Origin of the sequence: Pseudomonas sp. TE3-3-F2023, from assembly GCF_036784815.1 — a bacterium.
GTDB lineage: Bacteria > Pseudomonadota > Gammaproteobacteria > Pseudomonadales > Pseudomonadaceae > Aquipseudomonas > Aquipseudomonas pudica.
In genome coordinates this window covers 5,414,967-5,431,227 of record NZ_CP145113.1, presented here as the reverse complement: position 1 = coordinate 5,431,227, position 16,261 = coordinate 5,414,967, and the positions used below count along the sequence as shown (strand labels likewise).

The window sequence follows — 16,261 nt, the reverse complement described above, 5'->3', positions numbered from 1 at the left end:
TCGAGCCCAACGGATGTTCACCGCGCCGCCATGCCAACAGCGGGGGGCAGTAACTGTCATCATCGTGATCGCCCTGTTGGCGATACTGATGATGGCCGCGTTGGTGCTCGATGGCGGTCACATGTTGTTGAACAAGACCCGACTGCAGAATGCCGTGGATGCCGCCGCCCTCAGTGGCGCAAAAACCCTGAGCCAGGTAATGGGAGCTGGCAATGCAGCCAGTACAGCACGTGATGCCGCGCTCTCTACCCTTCAAGAAAATGCCAGTGCTTTGGGCAACCAGGAGTTGGCAACGGCAATCGGCGGCAACCCTGGCGGGTTTGCGATGGTGGAGCTGGCGGACAACGTTTATGGGCCTTTCTCCTTCCCAGGGCCTGCCAATGCCACCTATGTTCGGGTTTCGGTAGCGAACTATTCACTGGCTGGTTTTTTCTGGAATTTCGCCCAGTCACTCGGTGAAGGTGCCGTGGGAGCCAAGCAAGTGACGGCGATTGCCACTGCCGGACCGAGCCCGACCAGCCCATGTGATCTTGCGCCGCTGCTGGTGTGTGGCAACCCGGCTCAATACAACCCCGATGCCGGCATGTTCTGGGGGTATCGCTTCGGTGATCTGGAAGTCTTGAAATCAGCTTCCAAGAACAGCGATCCGATTGGCCCTGGCAATTTCCAACTGCTCGATTTTGGCTCCGGTGGCAAGACCATTGGCGAGCTGATGGCTGGCGGCGGTTCGGTTTGCCGCAATGTCGGTGACAACGTCGCCACCAAGCCTGGCAACACGGTTGGCCCATCGGTCAAAGGCTTGAACACTCGCTTCGGCCAGTACTCCGGGTCACTTAGTAGTTCGGACTATCCGCCCGACCTGGTGACGAACTACAGCAACCCCGAAATGAAGTACAACGACAAAACCACCCCTCACCAAGTAGAGCATCAGGGCAAGGTTGTCACTTCGAGCAATGGCAACCTTTCTGCAGGCGGTACGCCGCTATTCGACTACAACGACTATGCCGCGCAGACAGCCGCATGCGTCGCAGGCGCAGGCACGGGGTGCCAGTCGAACGGGGTTTTCGAGCGGCGGATGCTGAAGATCGTGGTGGGCGACTGCTCGGGCAAGAACTCGGGGACTTCGTCGATACCGGTGATCGGTTTCGGTTGCTTCTATGTCGTGCAGCCTGCCGCCAACTCTGGTGGGGATTCGCAGATCTTCGGCCAGTTCGTCAAGCAATGCGAGGGTGACGGCGTGCCCGGGCCTACGCCGCAAGACGATTCCGGCCCGCAGATCATCCAGTTGTACAAGACCTTTATCAGTGGCAGTGGCACACCGAGCACCGACTCCTAGGAGCGTGTCATGGAACTTTATCGGCTCAAGCGTGCGCAGCGTCAGCAAGGGGTGGCAATTGTCGAGTTCACCATCACCCTGCCGCTGTTGCTCCTGACCTTGCTGGCCTTCGGCGAATTTGGCCGCATGCTTTACCAGTACAACAGCCTGCTGCAGGGTAGCCGTGATGCTGCGCGCTTCGTTGCCAGCCAGGCCTGGAACTCGACATTGGGCAAGGTTGAGGTGAGCGCCGATCTCGAGTGCATGGCCAAGAAAGTCGCGGTGTACGGTGCACCTTCCGCGCCGCCCTGCAGCCTGACCGGCATGCCGGCCAACGTCACTGTGCAGGTAGCCAAGGTGGCGGGCACCAACGACCACGTGCAGGTGACCATCAGCTCAGTGTTTTCCCCGCTGATAGCCAGCGGTATTCCGGCGTTCATCGGCAACGGCACGGCACTGAACTTCCCGTTGGTCGCCACCACCGTGATGAGGGCACTGTGATGAAGCGCAGAGGCATGCAGGGCGTTTATGTGGTGGAGTTCGCCATCGTCAGTGCGTTGATGTTCACGCTGTTGTTCGGGGTGCTGGAAATAGGCCGGCTGTACTACACCGTGAATGTGTTGAATGAGTCCGTTCGGCGTGGCGCACGCCTGGCAGCGGTATGCAATATCAGCGATCCGGTGGTGCTACGCAGGGCGATATTCAACACTGCGGGCGACAGTGGCGCCAGCAGCCTGCTGGCCGACCTGGACACGTCGGACCTGACCCTGCGCTACCTGGACAAGAACGGTGCACAGGTCGCCAACCCCGGTGATCTGGTCAGTGCCAGCGGGTTTGCGGCTGTCCGTTATGTGCAACTGACGCTGCAGAACTTTCAATTCAGCCTGTTTATTCCAGGTTTTGGGGTACCCATTACCTTGCCAGTATTCAAGGCGACCTTACCTCGCGAGAGCCTCGGGCGGCATACCGAGGCGGATGTTGTACCGGAGATCACGCCATGCTGAATCTTAGGGAATCTTCCGTAGCCGCTACCTCCATCAAGCCCGGGATGCGTCTGTTGATCAGCAGCTCGGACGCCTTGGCCTTGCGTCAGTTGCAAGAAATCTGTCAGCGCATCTCCGGCCTGGAGGTAAATGTTCGCCAGGTGAGCAACGGGCATTGCGACCCGCTGTACGGGCTGGACCGGATGCCCGATTTCCTGCTGCTGCGCGTCGGCCAGCTGTGGCGTGAGGAACTGGCGGCTTTGTTGCAACGCCCGGCCCATGAGCGCCCGCCGCTGTTGGTGTGTGGCCTGCTGGACGATCGGGAAGGCATGCGCCTGGCGATGCAGGCCGGTGCGCGCGATTTTCTGCCGGAGCCCATCGTTGCCACGGAGCTTATCGCTGCCTTGAACCGTATGGTCCTGGAGACCCAGACCAACAGCACGGCAACAGGCAAACTGGTCGCGGTGATGAATGCCAAGGGAGGCTCCGGCGGCACTGTGCTGGCTTGCAACCTGGCGCACCAGCTCAGCCTCAAGGGCAATGCTCTGCTGCTTGACCTGGACCTGCAGTTTGGCAGCGTGTCGCATCATCTGGATGTGGCGCAGTCGCACAGCCAATTGGATGTGTTGCAGCAGATAAAAGAAATGGATGGTGTTGCACTGCGCGGGTTCTGCAGCCATTTCAGCCCGTCCTTGCATGTGCTTGGCAGCCGCGCCAACGAGCTGTGCCTGCCGCAGGATGTCCAGGCCGAACAACTCGATGCGTTGCTTCAGTTGGCCCGTTCCAACTATGACTGGGTGGTCGCGGACTTGCCACGGCAGATCGATCACATCACCGCTTCGGTGCTGGAGCAGGCCGACCGGGTGTACGTGGTGGTGCAGCAGAGCGTCAACCACCTGCGCGATGCCAGTTCCCTGGCGCGCATTCTGCGCGATGACCTGGGCGTACGCGGCAATCAGCTGGAGGTGGTGGTCAACCGCTACGACAAGGCGGCGCCGGTCAGCCTCAAGGACATCGGCGAGGCGCTGCGCTGCACCAATATCGTGAAACTGCCGAATGACTTCAGCGTCATCAACCAGAGCCAGAACACGGGTGTGCCATTAGGCCTGCAAGCACCTCGCTCCCCGATCACCCAGGCGCTGCGTGGGCTGGCCGAGGAATTGGTTGGCAAGCAGGTGGATACTGACACGGGACTGTTCAAACGCGCCTTCAAGCGTGTTTTTCGGGGGTGAACCATGCTTAGCGATTTCCGTAACCGTTTGCGCAAACAGGCAGTCACCCCCGAGGCATCGACGCCGTCGAAGCAGGGCGGCGGCGCTAAGGACCCGGCAGAGGCGCTGATGGCGTGGGAACATTCGGCACCGGATGTTCTGTTTGAAACGAAAAGCCAGGTCACCTCGGTGGAAGCCGAGTGGCGGGAAAAAATCTATCAGCAACTGCTCAAGGTCATGGACCTGTCCTTGCTCGATTCGCTCGAGCAGGCCGAGGCCGTGCGGCAGATCCGCGATATCTGCCAGCGTCTGCTCGATGAGCATTCGGCACCGGTGAGCTCTGCCAGCCGCCAGTTGATCATCAAGCAGATCACCGACGAAGTGCTTGGCCTTGGCCCGCTGGAGCCGCTGCTGGCCGATCACACGGTGTCCGATATCCTGGTCAACGGCCATGACTCGGTGTACGTCGAACGGTTTGGCAAGTTGCAGCGCACCGATGTGCGTTTTCGCGACGATCAGCACCTGCTGAACATCATCGACCGCATCGTCTCCAGCCTGGGCCGGCGTATCGACGAGTCTTCGCCGTTGGTCGATGCACGCCTCAAGGACGGTTCGCGGGTCAATGCGATCATCCCGCCGCTGGCCATCGACGGGCCAAGTATCTCGATACGCCGCTTTGCGGTGGACCTGCTCAATGTCGACAGCCTGATCCAGGCCGGTGCCATGACCCCAGCCATCGCGTTGCTGCTCAAGGCGATCGTGCGAGGCCGGCTGAACGTGTTGATCTCTGGCGGCACCGGCTGCGGCAAGACCACCATGCTCAATGTGCTGTCCAGTTTCATTCCGCATAACGAGCGCATCGTCACCATCGAAGACTCGGCCGAGCTGCAACTGCAGCAACCGCATGTGGTGCGACTGGAAACACGGCCGGCGAACATCGAGGGGCGGGGGGAGGTTGGCCAGCGTGAGCTGGTGCGCAACAGCCTGCGGATGCGCCCAGACCGTATCGTGATCGGTGAGGTGCGTGGTGCCGAGGCGCTGGACATGCTGACGGCGATGAACACCGGGCACGATGGCTCACTGACTACCATCCACGCCAACACCGCGCGCGATGCATTGGGCCGGGTCGAGAACATGGTCTTGATGTCTGGCGCTACATTCCCGATCAAGGCCATGCGCCAGCAGATCGCATCGGCCATCGATGTGGTGATCCAGCTGGAGCGCCAGGAAGACGGCAAGCGGCGGTTGGTCAGTGTGCAGGAGATCAACGGCATGGAGGGCGAAATCATCACCATGACCGAGATCTTCTCTTTTGTCCGCAATGGTGTGGGCGAGCAGGGCCAGGTGCTTGGTGACTTCCGGCCAAGTGGCATGGTCCCGGCGTTTCGCGATTCTTTGGCCAAGCGCGGGATCGAGTTGCCGCTGACGATGTTCAGGCCTGAATGGATGGAGGCTCGCCAGCCATGAGCCAGATACCCGTTGAATACATCCTGATATTTCTTGGCATGGTATTCGTCGCCGTATTTCTCCTCAGCCAAGGTTTGGTGGTGCCGGTGTTCGGCGAGGCGGGCAAGGTACGCAAGCGTATCCGCAGTCGACTCGTGCTCCTGGAGCGGGCAAGCCATTTGCCGAACATGCAGACCGTGCTGCGGCAGAAGTACCTGACACGCTTGTCGCCGCTGGAGGCGCGGCTCGAGCAGTTGCCCTTCATGGCGACGCTGACGCAAATGATCGAGCAGGCCGGGCATGAATATCGGGCCTATAGGGTAATGCTGCTGGGAGTGGCGCTGGCAGCAGCTGCCGGGATGCTGGCCTGGATATTCTTTCCTTACTGGTGGCTGGCGCTGGCGGCAGCGTTCATGGCGTTCTGGCTGCCGCTGCTAAAAATTACCCGTGACCGTGGCAAGCGTTTCGCCAAGTTCGAAGAGGGCCTGCCGGATGCGCTGGAAGCCATGTGCCGGGCGTTGCGCGCCGGGCACCCTTTCAATGAAACCCTGCGCCTGGTGGCAGATGAACACAAGGGGCCGGTGGCGCATGAGTTCGGCCTGACCTTCGCCGATATCAACTACGGTAATGATGTGCGCCGGGCCATGCTCGGCCTGCTGGAGCGGATACCAAGCATGACAGTGATGATGCTGGTCACCTCAATCCTCATTCATCGTGAGACCGGCGGCAACCTGACGGAAGTACTTGAGCGGCTGAGCAGTTTGATACGCGGGCGTTTCCGCTTTCAGCGCAAGATCAAGACAATGTCGGCCGAAGGGCGTATGTCGGCTTGGGTGTTGATAGCCATACCCTTCCTGCTGGCGGTAGCGCTCATTATCACGAGCCCGGATTATCTGACCTTGCTGATCAAGGACCCCACTGGGCAAACGTTGGTCATGGGGGCTTTTGGCTCCATGTTGGTGGGGATTTTCTGGATTCGTAAGATCATCCGTATCCAGATTTAGGCAGTTCTCGCATGGGGGCGTCGGTCATGGACTATGTGCTCGGTTTGTTGAGTGGAATGACGGACAACGAGGCATTGGCACGCCTGCTGATCGTCGGTGCGATCGGGGTAAGCACGGTCATTGCCGTTATCACCGTAACGCTACTGGTGCAGGGGCTGCAGAGCCCACTGCAACGTCGTCTTGCACTGATCAAGCGTGATCACTCCAGCGCTGCGGCCGGGCGGGAGGCGCCAGGAAACCTTCAGCTTCTACTGGAGCGGGTTGGTCGGCGCGTTACCCCGTCTACGGATGGACAGGTGTCGGCCACTCGAACCCTGTTGACCCACGCGCGTTATGGTTCGGCGTCGGCGGTACAGGTGTATTGGGCAGTGCGTTTGCTGTTGCCGTTGCTGCTGGTAGGCGTCTCGCTGTTGGTACTGCCACTGGTTCCGAACCTTTCTCTGATGATGGGCGTGGGAGTGGTGGCCATGGGAGCGGCCGTCGGATGGCTTCTGCCGGCAATCTATGTCGACAAGCGTAAAAATGCTCGGCAGGGTCGATTACGGGCAGCCTTCCCCGATGCCCTGGACCTGATGGTGGTTTGCGTGGAGTCGGGTCTGGCGTTGCCCCAGGCCATCGAGCGGGTGGCCGAAGAAATGGCGGTCAGCCAGGCCGAGCTGGCCGAGGAACTGGCCTTGGTCAATGCGCAGATCCGCGCCGGTATTTCCAGTACCGAAGCGCTCCGGCAACTGGCAGATCGCACCGGCCTGGAAGACATCCAGGGTCTGGTCAGCCTGTTGGCCCAGAGTATCCGCTTCGGTACCAGCGTAGCGGCTACCTTGCGCATCTATGCCGAGGAGTTTCGTGACCGGCGCATGCAGGCCGCCGAGGAAATGGGCGCGAAGATCGGAACAAAGCTGGTTTTTCCGCTAATTTTCTGTCTGTGGCCAAGCTTCTTTCTGGTAGCCATCGGCCCGGTGATCATCGGGATACTTAAAACGTTCGGGAATCCATGACATGAACAGGATCAGCTTGCTGTTGACCATGATCGCCGTGCTCTCGGGTTGCCAGAGTACGGGGTCGGACTTTAATGGGGTGCGTTCTGTCTACTCCGGTGGCAATTCGGTGCTCTACCAGGTGCAGTCGCAGAGCAACTCGCCTGACCAGGCGATGCAGATGGCTGCGATGGCTTACCAGGCTGGTGACCTGGACCAGGCGCTGTACCAGTACCTGCGCGTCCTTGAGCTGGCGCCCGAACGTTATGATGCGCTGGTCTGGGTTGGCCGTATCCACCGCGAACGCGGCAATAACCAGCTGGCCGAGATGGCCTTCACCGAGGTGCTGGGAAAGGCACCAGAAAACCCCGATGCCCTGACCGAAATGGGCCTGCTGAATTTGTCCATGCGTAAACATGAGCAAGCCAAGGCGATGCTGTTGAAGGCAGTTGCCGTGGATCAGCAGCGCTTCACCAAGGAGCCGGCCAACACCCAGACAGGGGCGGCTGCGCTCAGGGTCGACAGCAAGTCACCGCTCAAGGCCTACAACGGGCTGGGGGTGCTCGCGGATCTGGCCGACAACTTCGCCGAGGCGCAGACGTACTACCGCCTGGCCGAGCTCATCGATCCACGTTCGGCGTTGGTGCAGAACAGCCTGGGGTATTCCTACTACATGGCCGGGCAATGGGCCGATGCCGAGCTCCGGTACAAGCGTGGTGTGAGCTACGACGGCACCTACAAACCGCTTTGGCGCAACTATGGGCTGCTGCTGGCGCGCATGGGGCGCTATGAGGAGGCGGTGTCCGCCTTCGAACAGGTCGAAAAGCGCGCAGAGGCCAGCAATGATGTCGGCTATGTCTGTCTGGTGGAAGGCAAGCTGGATGTGGCTGAGCAGTTCTTCCGCAGCGCGATCGAGCTGTCGCCGGGGCACTATCCCGTCGCCTGGGAAAACCTGAACAGGGTCTAGCAGATTCGGCAAATCCGCCAGCTGGGCGGCGAGGTAGCGATGCCCGAGCCGGTTGCAGTTGGCCCGGCCGTGCAGGTGACAACGGCATCGGCGCCTTGATGCATACGGTTGGTACAACGAGCTCGCTCTTGTAGGAGCGGCCTTGTGTCGCGAAAGGGCTGCGAAGCAGCCCCGGCAATTTGTGCATCTGCGCTGGGGTCCTGGGGCTGCTTCGCAGCCCTTTCGCGACACAAGGCCGCTCCTACAGCTGACCGCGTTATTCGGTCAGGTGCGAGCTGGCACCTCAATAGCCAACGCTGCTTGCCCCAACGGATGTGTACTGGCATCAAAGAAGTGCAGTACCGTCCCCGGCATATCCCCGAACCTATCGAAAAAATGCTGCTTCTGGTTGATCACCGATGCCTCGCTCAACGGCCTGATGGCAATCGACAGATGCGCCGGCCGGGCCAGCCGGATGGCTTCGAGCAGGTGCTGGTCACTGCTGTCCAGGTGCTGCCCGAACAGGCATAACCCCTGGTTTTCCAGCGCCAGTTGCCCCAGGCACCAGCCCAGGTAATCCGAGTTGCGGATGGCGCGCAGTTTCTCGTCGCTACGGTCTTCGTTGACGAACAGCGGCACTTCTCCCGGGATGTTCACGGCAAAACCATCGAGCAGTTCGGCGCTGTCGGCGCTGCGTTGGCGGGTAGTGCCGTCGGGCAGCTTGAGCAGGTGCAGGCCGCCATGCAGGTGCAGCACCCGCGTGCCTTCGCCGTTGGTGCGGCGCACGTCGAAGAAGCCTTGCTCGTCGAACAGTTCGGCGAAGCCGTGCGGCGCGTGTTGCACGGCCCACGGTAGCAGCAGGTCGTAGTTGCTGGTGTAGACGCTGCGGTAGCCGCGCAGGGCCTGGTTGAGGGTTGCCAGGGTCGTGGCCGGCATGAGTGGCCAAGGCAGGTGCACCGTGCGTACGGCGTGGATCAGCGCTTCCTTGATCGAGTAGTAGCGGTTCAGTGGCGCGGTGGAGTTGATGGCCAGCGCGGCGTTGGTGCGCACGGTGGTGTTGAGGGCACTGAGCACTGGCTCGAACAGCTCCGTCCCCAGCGACTTGAACAGTGCCTGGTCGCTGACGGCCAGGCCTTTCTTGCGCCCGGCACGTTGCGCTTCCTCGAACAGCGAGAAGTAGCCGAACGGCTTCCACAGCACACGGCTGGCGCCGTTGCCCAGCAACAGGGCGTCGCAAGGATGGCGGGCGGCGAGTTCCGGCCAGGGGGTGAGGGTGGCGTCTAGTGCGGGCATGCTGGGGTCCGTTGGGTGGAGCGGGAACGGGGGCGACTTTAGCATGTCATGCAAGGTGTGCGAGGGTTGGTGTCCAGGCAACTGCTTTGTGGAGCCTGTACTGGCTCTATCGCCGGCAAGCCAGCTCCCACAGCTACACCACAGGTCCTCAGAGCAGCGCAGCTCCTGGGGGAGCCGGCTTGCCGGCGATAGGGCCAGTAGCTACGACGCAATTCTTCAACCTTGTTCAACTCGTTGCCCACTGCGACTCCTGTTACGCCAAACCCGATAGGCGCGAATGCCCGCCCGAACCGAGCCGAACAGCAGTTTGTCTTCCATTTCCCGGGCCATCCCCGAGCGCACCAGCATGCGCAGGAAGGTGCCGCGGGCGCGGGCAATGGCGAAGAAAATGCCCTGAGCCGCCAGGGTGTCGCGCACTTCGCGCAGGGCGGCGATACCGCTGACGTCGATGCTGGTTACCGCTTCGGCATCGAACAGCACGGCCTTGGGCTGGTCCTGGCTCTGCACGGCCTCGAGCAGGCGCATCTTGAAGTAGTCGGCGTTGAAGAACAGGATCGCGTCGTCGAAGCGGTACACCACCAGGCCTGGCACGGTGCGGGCATCCTTGTGTTTGCGGATGTCCACTTGGCCTTCGGTGCCCGGCAGCCAGCCCAGCACCGCGTCGGTGGGCTGATAGATGCTGTAAAGCAGGCGCAGGATCGCCAGGGTCACGGCAAACACGATACCGGGCAGTACGCCCAGGCTCAGCACCCCGACCGTGGTCAGCAGGCACAGCCAGAACTCGAAGCGGCTCAGGCGGCGAATGTGCCCCAGCGACTTGATGTCGATCAGCCCCCAGCCGGCCATCAGCAGCACGGCGCCTAGCGCGGCCTGCGGGATCCACGCCATGGGTGCGGTGAAGAACAGCAGGATCAGGGCGATGACCAGCGCGGCGATGATGCCCACCAGTTGGCTCTTGCCACCGACCATGTCGTTGACCGCAGTGCGGGAGTCTGCGCCGCTGATGGCAAAGCCCTGGGAAACACCGGCAGCCAGGTTGCTTACGCCCAGGGCGACGAATTCGTGGTTGGCGTTGATCGCGTAGCCATGCCGGGCGGCAAAGCTGCGTGCGGTAAGCATGGCGCTGCAGAAGCTGACGGTGGCGATACCCAAGGCGTCGCGCAGCAGGCTTTTCATTTCCGCCAGGTTGCTGTGCGGCCAGGCCAACTGCGGGATGCCGGCAGGTACCGGGCCGAGAACGGCAACGCCGAAGCGGTCAAGGCCGAACAGGCCGACCAGCAGCATGAACAGCGCCACTACCGTCAGCGCCGCAGGCAGGCGGGGGTAGCGCCTTGGCAGCCAGATCAACAGGCCCAGTGCGGCGAGGCCGATGAGCAGCGTCACCCAGTGGATTTCACCCAGGCGCTGGAAGAAGTTGATCAGGCTGAGGATGAAGCCGTCACCCTCGATCTTGAATCCCACCACCTTGGACAACTGCCCGGCGATCAGGCTCAGGCCGATGCCGTTGAGATAGCCGATCAGGATCGGGCGCGAGAAGAAGCTGGCGATGAACCCGGCCCGGGCCACGCCGGCCGCGATCAGCATTACCCCGACCAGTAACGTGACGATCACCGACAGTTCGGCAATCCGGTGCGGTTCACCCATGGCCAACGGCGCCACGGCGCCGGCTATCATCGCGCACGTGGCGGCGTCGGGGCCGACCATCAGCTGGCGCGAACTGCCGATCAGGGCGTAGACCATCATCGGTAGCACGCAGGCGTACAGGCCGTACTGCGGCGGCAGGCCGACGATCTGCGCATAGGCGATGGCAATGGGTATCTGGATCGCCGCCACCGAGAGGCCGGCCTGCAAGTCGGCGTGGAACCACTCGCGGCGGTAATGCAGCAGGTTGGCAAGGCCCGGTAGCCAGCGGGAGAGAAACATGCGTCGTCCTTTCGAAATGCTTCACGAATCCATCCACGCATTGAAGCGGATCGGCAGGCAAATGGCCATGGGGCAGGTCAAAGGGGGGAGAAACGAAAAAAGGAGCCTGGGCTCCTTTTGACAGCGATGACGTTGTGAAAACGCCATGCGGGTATACGATGTGGAGCGGGTAGAGGGAATCGAACCCTCAACTAAAGCTTGGGAAGCTTTCGTTTTGCCACTAAACTATACCCGCGTTTACGCAGCACTTTTTACCAGAACCCTCAACGAATTAGAAGCCCAAGTTATAAAAAAGCTTGTCGGCACCCCATAGCCTGCGGGTATCAGCTACAGGGCGCCGATGCGCTCAGATGGCCAATGCATGCTGCCCCTGCTGTACGTGCTGGTAGCGGTGACGAGGCTCGCGCACGGTCGGCTTGAGGAAGCCGAGCAAGACACTGCGGGTGTCCTCGCAGGCGGTCTTGTTTTCCATGTCGAGGAAGTGGCCCGCGTCACGGATCACGCTGAACTGGCTCTTGCCCACATGCCTGCTGAACTGCCGGGCATCTTCGACCGTGGTGTACTCGTCGCGCTCGCCGTTTATGAACAGCACTGGAATGTCGATATTGCGCGCGCCGTTCAAAGCCCGTTCCAGGTCGTGCTGCAGCACTTCGTTGATATGGAAGTGCATCTGCGCGTACTCGTGGCTGTCCAGGCTGCTGACGTGCCGGTAGTTGAAGCGCTTGAACAGTGACGGCAGGTGCTTGCCGATGGTGTCGTTGACCAGGTTGCCGACCTGATAGCGGTCACAGGCGGCCAGGTACTGGCAACCACGGTCCAGATAGTCGCGCATCGGTTCGTTGATCACCGGCGAGAAAGAACTCACCACAGCCTTCTTCACGCCACGCGGTTGGTGCGCCAGCGCCAGCAGCGTACTTGCGCCACCCCACGAGAACGACATCACGTGGTCTGCCTGGAAGTGCTCGATCAGCTCGAGGAGGATATGCGCTTCGGTCTCTTTGCTGATAAAGCGTTCCTGGCGATTGTGTGGCTTGGATTTGCCCGCATATGGCTGGTCGAACAGTACCACGTTGAACTGCGGGTGCAGGTTACGTACCGTCTGGGCGAACGAGGCCGTGGTGGCCAGCGAGCCATTGATCAGGATGATCGTATTCTCGGCCGCATCAGCGCGATAGAACTCCGTGTAAACCCGATACTGACCTTGGATATCAAGTACAGCGATTTCTGGCCTCATGTCATCGACTCCTGGCGCAAAAAGGGTATTCGCGTCACCTAGGGTGCACGTTCTTTATGACAGGTAGGCATTTGCCTGAAGAGAAACCGGGGGGCCCTGTGTCGATCCTTGGCACGTGCGTCGACGGTATTGTTTTTGGTGGGGCAATTTGCCGTGCCCCAAGGCATCAAGGCCCTGGGTGGCCGGCAAAAGGTGTCTTCGAATGCGGGCGTGACTTTATAGTCACATGCAGACTGACGATTTGGATTCAAGCAGTGCGTCGGGGATCCCGCAAGTGCCGTTCGGGGGGAAATGTGACTTTTGTCGCTGAGCGGTCGTATGACGCACCCCGTGCGGCCGGAACAGTCTGACTAGACCGTGGCTATTTCATCCGCCGTGAGCTCACGAAACGCCCCTGGCGCCAACCCTGGGTCCAGCCGAATCGCCCCCATGCTCTCCCGATGCAACCCCACCACCTTGTTATCGAAATGGCCGAACATGCGCTTCACCTGGTGATAGCGCCCTTCGACGATCGCCAGCCGCGCCTGGCGCGGCCCGAGGATGTCCAGCTGGGCGGGCAGGGTAGTGAGGTTTTCGAAGGCGAAGTAGAAGCCTTCGAGAAACTTGGCCACATAGTGCTCGCCAATCTCGTCCTCGGTTTCCACCAGATAGTGTTTGGGCAGCTTGGTCGCGGGCTGGGTAAGCCGCCGTGACCATTGGCCATCGTTGGTCAGGATCATCAGGCCGGTGGTATTGAAATCCAGGCGCCCCGCGATGTGCAGGTCCTCACGCAATGCGGCGGGCAGCAGGTCGAGCACGGTGCGGTGTTGCGGGTCCTGTGTGGCGCTTACGCAGCCAGTGGGCTTGTGCAGCATCAGGTAGCGCGCCGGGCGGCCAGCCTGCAGCAGTTGGTCGTCCAGCTCCACGCGGCTGAATTCGCGCACTTCGGCCAGCGGGTCGCTGACTACCTGGCCATTCAACCGAACGCGGCGTTGCGCCAGCATCAGGCGGACTTGCTGACGGTTGTGGCTGGGCAGGTTGGCGAGGAAACGGTCGAGGCGCATGGCAAACGGTCAGTCGGAAGCGGGGGAGCGAAGTTGCTCTTCGACGGCGGCGCAGCGCGGGCACAGGCAGGCTTTGTCGCGCAGCTCGGCGGGCAGTGCCTCGAGCACGGCAGGGTCGATGGTCACGCTGTAACACCAGCAGGCCTGGGTGGCCCGGCGCGGGTCGGCCAGGCTGCACTGGTTGAGGGCGCCACAAGCGGGGCAGTGCTGGTTGTCGGGCATGGCTGCCGCTCACCTGTATCAAATTGTTGCAGAAATGGCACTGCACCTTGGCGGCAATGTCTTATTCAATGTCGATGATCGCATTTCGCATCGATGCTCGCCAGCGCCGCTGTTCGGGCACTCCAGCGGTCCAGGAGGCCGCCATGTCCTATCGAATACTGTTGATCGCCCTGCTGGGGCTGATGACTTCCGCCTGCGTTCCGTACTACGAGAGCGGGGGCTATTACCGATCGGACCACTACTATTCCGACCGCTATGTGTCACCGGATTATTACCGCTATGACCGCTATTACGTGACGCCGCAACAGCGCTATTACTACCAGCCGGCACCGCGCTACTACTACCGCTCGGCGCCTGCGCCTCATTACCGGTCTCATCCACAGCCGGGTATGAAGCAGTGGTATGGCAACCCACGCAATGACTATGGCAACCGCCAACGGTACGACTATGGGCGCGACCGGGACCGCCATGATTATCGCGGTGGCAGCCAGCGCTACCAGCAGAATGACCGTTGGCACTCCAACGGGCGGGGGGACGGTGACCGTCGCTGGGATAGCCGGCGTGGGCACGGGCAAGGGCGGAACTGGCAGCGGTAGATGAACTGCTTTGCGCCGCTTCTGCGACGCAAGGCAGCCCCAGCTTCTCGAAGCTACCCAAGATCCGCCAGCGGATGCCGCCCCTCCCACGCCTTGGCAAAATGCGCTTCGACCACCGCCGCCGGCACCTGCGCCACATCGGGCCAGTGCCAGTGCGGCTGGTTGTCCTTGTCCAGCAGGCGCGCACGCACGCCTTCGCTGAACTCGGGGTGGCGGCAGCAGTTCAGGCTCATGCTGTATTCCATCTGGAACACCTGCACCAACGACAGGTGCCGTGCCCGGCGGATCTGTTCCCACACCAGGTGTGCGGTCAGCGGGCAACCTTGATGCAACCGTTGGCCGGCCTCTGCAAGCAGCGGGTCGTCGTGGTGCTTGAGCCCCTCCAGCGCACGCCAGGCGGCGGCTGCGTCGGCCACGTCGAGCAACTGATCGATCATCTGTCGCCGTGGCAGCCACTGGGCCTCGGGCAACTCGGCGCAGGCGCGGTGCTGTTCGGCCTTTAGCAGGCTGTTCAGTTGCAGGGCGGTCTGTTCCTGCCAGTTCAGTTGCAGCAGTTCCTCGATCAGCGCCTCTTGCTGGTACTCACCCAGAAAGCGGTCGGCCAGGCCCAGGTCCAAGGCGTCGTGGGCATTGATCGGCGCGCCTGTCAGGCCGAGGAACAACCCCAGCTTGCCCGGCAGGCGGGCAAGGAACCAGCTGGCGCCCACGTCCGGGTACAGGCCGATGCTGATTTCCGGCATGGCCAGCCGACTGCTGGGGGTGACGATACGTACATTAGCGCTTTGCATCAGGCCCATGCCGCCGCCCAGCACATGACCGTGCCCCCAGCACAGCAGCGGCTTGGGGTAGGTGTGCAGGGCAAAGTCCAGGCGGTATTCGGCGGCGAAGAAGGTGGCGGCCAGCGGAGGTACGCTGCCGGGGTGGTCGCGGCAGGCCTGCGCCAGCGCACGTACATCGCCGCCGGCACAGAAGGCCTTGGCACCGTTGCCGCGCAGTAGTACGCAGACGATCCCCGGGTCGCGAGCCCAGGCGTGCAACTGTTCGCCCAATACCTCGATCATCGGCAGGTTCAGGGCATTGAGCGCCTTGGGCGCATCCAGGGTGGCGATGCCGATGCGGGCGCCATCGGCGCCGGTGAGTACCTCGCAATGAATGGCCATGGACTACCTCGCGCAAGTCATCGGACAAGTATGGCTTGCCTGGCCGAACATGCCGGTCGTCGGTCGGATCGTTTGACAAGCGGGAAGGGCTTACCTAGTGTCGCGCCATTGTTTATGGAAGGCCCCATGACTGACGACGATCGCATCAAACTCGAACCCAGCTGGAAGGCCGCCTTGCGCGCCGAATTCGACCAGCCCTACATGCATCAGTTGCGTGAGTTCCTGCGCAGCGAGTACGCCGCCGGCAAAGAGATCTACCCGCCAGGGCCGTTGATCTTCAATGCGCTGAACTCGACACCGCTGGACCAGGTGAAGGTGGTCATCCTCGGCCAGGACCCGTACCACGGGCCGGGCCAGGCGCACGGCCTGTGCTTCTCGGTGCAGCCGGGGGTGGCCACGCCACCGTCGCTGGTCAACATCTACAAGGAACTGCAGCGCGACCTGAACATCCCGATTGCCAACCATGGCTACCTGCAGAGTTGGGCCGAGCAGGGCGTGCTGTTGCTCAACACGACCATGACCGTGGAGCGCGCCAACGCCGCGTCGCATGCCAAGAAAGGCTGGGAGTTCTTTACCGACCGGATCATCCAGGTGGTCAGCGAGCAGTGCCCGAACGTGGTATTCCTGCTGTGGGGCTCGCATGCGCAGAGCAAGCAGAAGCTGATCGACGGTACCAAGCACCTGGTGCTGAAGTCGGTGCATCCATCGCCGTTGTCGGCTTACCGTGGGTTCCTGGGGTGCGGGCATTTCAGCCGGGCCAACAGTTTCCTCGAGCAGCGTGGGCTGGCGCCGATCAACTGGGCATTGCCGCCGCTGTGATCACCTGAAAGAACGCGTCGCCTGCTTCGCGGGCTTGCCCGCTCCCACAGGGATAGCGCCTGCCTTGAGGGCGATGCAGTACCTGTGGGAGC

Annotated in this window: 16 protein-coding genes and 1 tRNA gene; 10 read left to right on the top strand and 7 right to left on the bottom strand. The window is 61.7% G+C overall.

Going from position 1 to position 16,261, the window contains the following annotated elements; genetic code table 11:
* Positions 1 to 13 precede the first annotated feature (13 nt).
* Genes V3314_RS24865 through V3314_RS24830 form a run of 8 tightly spaced genes read left to right on the top strand, consistent with a single transcriptional unit; the run spans position 14 to position 7,900 of the window.
* Positions 14 to 1,336, top strand: a complete 1,323-nt coding sequence (locus tag V3314_RS24865; RefSeq protein ID WP_338459759.1) for a TadE/TadG family type IV pilus assembly protein — start codon at positions 14 to 16, stop codon at positions 1,334 to 1,336.
* A gap of 9 nt (positions 1,337 to 1,345) precedes the next feature.
* A complete protein-coding gene (locus tag V3314_RS24860) occupies positions 1,346 to 1,816 on the top strand; it encodes a TadE/TadG family type IV pilus assembly protein (protein WP_046614810.1) in 471 nt (156 codons plus the stop codon).
* A complete protein-coding gene (locus tag V3314_RS24855; RefSeq protein ID WP_046614809.1) occupies positions 1,816 to 2,319 on the top strand; it encodes a TadE family protein in 504 nt (167 codons plus the stop codon). Before V3314_RS24860 ends, V3314_RS24855 begins: the two co-directional genes overlap by 1 nt.
* A complete protein-coding gene (locus tag V3314_RS24850) occupies positions 2,313 to 3,530 on the top strand; it encodes an AAA family ATPase (RefSeq protein ID WP_046614808.1) in 1,218 nt (405 codons plus the stop codon). The genes V3314_RS24855 and V3314_RS24850 overlap by 7 nt, the downstream gene beginning before the upstream one ends.
* A 3-nt stretch (positions 3,531 to 3,533) precedes the next feature.
* Complete coding sequence (locus tag V3314_RS24845) at positions 3,534 to 4,976, top strand: CpaF family protein (RefSeq protein ID WP_046614807.1); 1,443 nt, start codon at positions 3,534 to 3,536, stop codon at positions 4,974 to 4,976.
* Positions 4,973 to 5,959: a type II secretion system F family protein gene (locus V3314_RS24840; protein WP_046614806.1), complete on the top strand. Its 987-nt coding sequence runs from the start codon at positions 4,973 to 4,975 to the stop codon at positions 5,957 to 5,959. Before V3314_RS24845 ends, V3314_RS24840 begins: the two co-directional genes overlap by 4 nt.
* 26 nt (positions 5,960 to 5,985) lie before the next feature.
* Positions 5,986 to 6,954 (top strand): type II secretion system F family protein, encoded by a 969-nt coding sequence (locus V3314_RS24835; protein ID WP_338459758.1) that lies wholly within the window; start codon positions 5,986 to 5,988, stop codon positions 6,952 to 6,954.
* A 1-nt stretch (position 6,955) separates the two neighbouring features.
* On the top strand, positions 6,956 to 7,900 hold the full coding sequence (locus V3314_RS24830) for a tetratricopeptide repeat protein (protein WP_338459757.1): 945 nt from the start codon (positions 6,956 to 6,958) through the stop codon (positions 7,898 to 7,900).
* A 264-nt stretch (positions 7,901 to 8,164) separates the two neighbouring features.
* Here V3314_RS24830 and V3314_RS24825 read toward each other — a convergent pair whose 3' ends face one another.
* The 6 genes from V3314_RS24825 to V3314_RS24800 form a co-directional block, all read right to left on the bottom strand.
* Positions 8,165 to 9,172 (bottom strand): DUF4917 family protein, encoded by a 1,008-nt coding sequence (locus tag V3314_RS24825; protein ID WP_046614804.1) that lies wholly within the window; start codon positions 9,170 to 9,172, stop codon positions 8,165 to 8,167.
* A gap of 216 nt (positions 9,173 to 9,388) precedes the next feature.
* Positions 9,389 to 11,095 carry a SulP family inorganic anion transporter gene (locus V3314_RS24820; RefSeq protein WP_108481300.1) on the bottom strand — a complete coding sequence of 569 codons (1,707 nt, stop codon included), beginning with the start codon at positions 11,093 to 11,095 and terminating at the stop codon, positions 9,389 to 9,391.
* A gap of 161 nt (positions 11,096 to 11,256) precedes the next feature.
* Positions 11,257 to 11,330: transfer RNA gene (locus V3314_RS24815), tRNA-Gly, on the bottom strand.
* Between the two features lie 111 nt (positions 11,331 to 11,441).
* Complete coding sequence (phaG, locus tag V3314_RS24810) at positions 11,442 to 12,329, bottom strand: (R)-3-hydroxydecanoyl-ACP:CoA transacylase (protein WP_046614802.1); 888 nt, start codon at positions 12,327 to 12,329, stop codon at positions 11,442 to 11,444.
* 350 nt (positions 12,330 to 12,679) lie between these two features.
* Positions 12,680 to 13,372, bottom strand: coding sequence for a pseudouridine synthase (locus tag V3314_RS24805; protein ID WP_085601593.1), 693 nt, complete (start codon positions 13,370 to 13,372; stop codon positions 12,680 to 12,682).
* 9 nt (positions 13,373 to 13,381) lie between these two features.
* Positions 13,382 to 13,594 carry a cysteine-rich CWC family protein gene (locus tag V3314_RS24800; protein ID WP_015271611.1) on the bottom strand — a complete coding sequence of 71 codons (213 nt, stop codon included), beginning with the start codon at positions 13,592 to 13,594 and terminating at the stop codon, positions 13,382 to 13,384.
* A 143-nt stretch (positions 13,595 to 13,737) separates the two neighbouring features.
* On the opposite strand from V3314_RS24800, the gene V3314_RS24795 reads away from it, so the two are divergent.
* Entirely contained in the window at positions 13,738 to 14,190 is a 453-nt protein-coding gene (locus V3314_RS24795; RefSeq protein WP_338459756.1) for a hypothetical protein, read from the top strand.
* Positions 14,191 to 14,243: 53 nt separating this feature from the next.
* Here the strand turns inward: V3314_RS24795 and V3314_RS24790 are convergent, their stop codons facing one another.
* Positions 14,244 to 15,350, bottom strand: coding sequence for an enoyl-CoA hydratase/isomerase family protein (locus tag V3314_RS24790; protein WP_338459755.1), 1,107 nt, complete (start codon positions 15,348 to 15,350; stop codon positions 14,244 to 14,246).
* 126 nt (positions 15,351 to 15,476) lie between these two features.
* Between V3314_RS24790 and ung the strand changes: the two genes are divergently transcribed.
* On the top strand, positions 15,477 to 16,169 hold the full coding sequence (gene ung, locus V3314_RS24785; RefSeq protein WP_046614798.1) for a uracil-DNA glycosylase: 693 nt from the start codon (positions 15,477 to 15,479) through the stop codon (positions 16,167 to 16,169).
* Positions 16,170 to 16,261 lie beyond the last annotated feature (92 nt).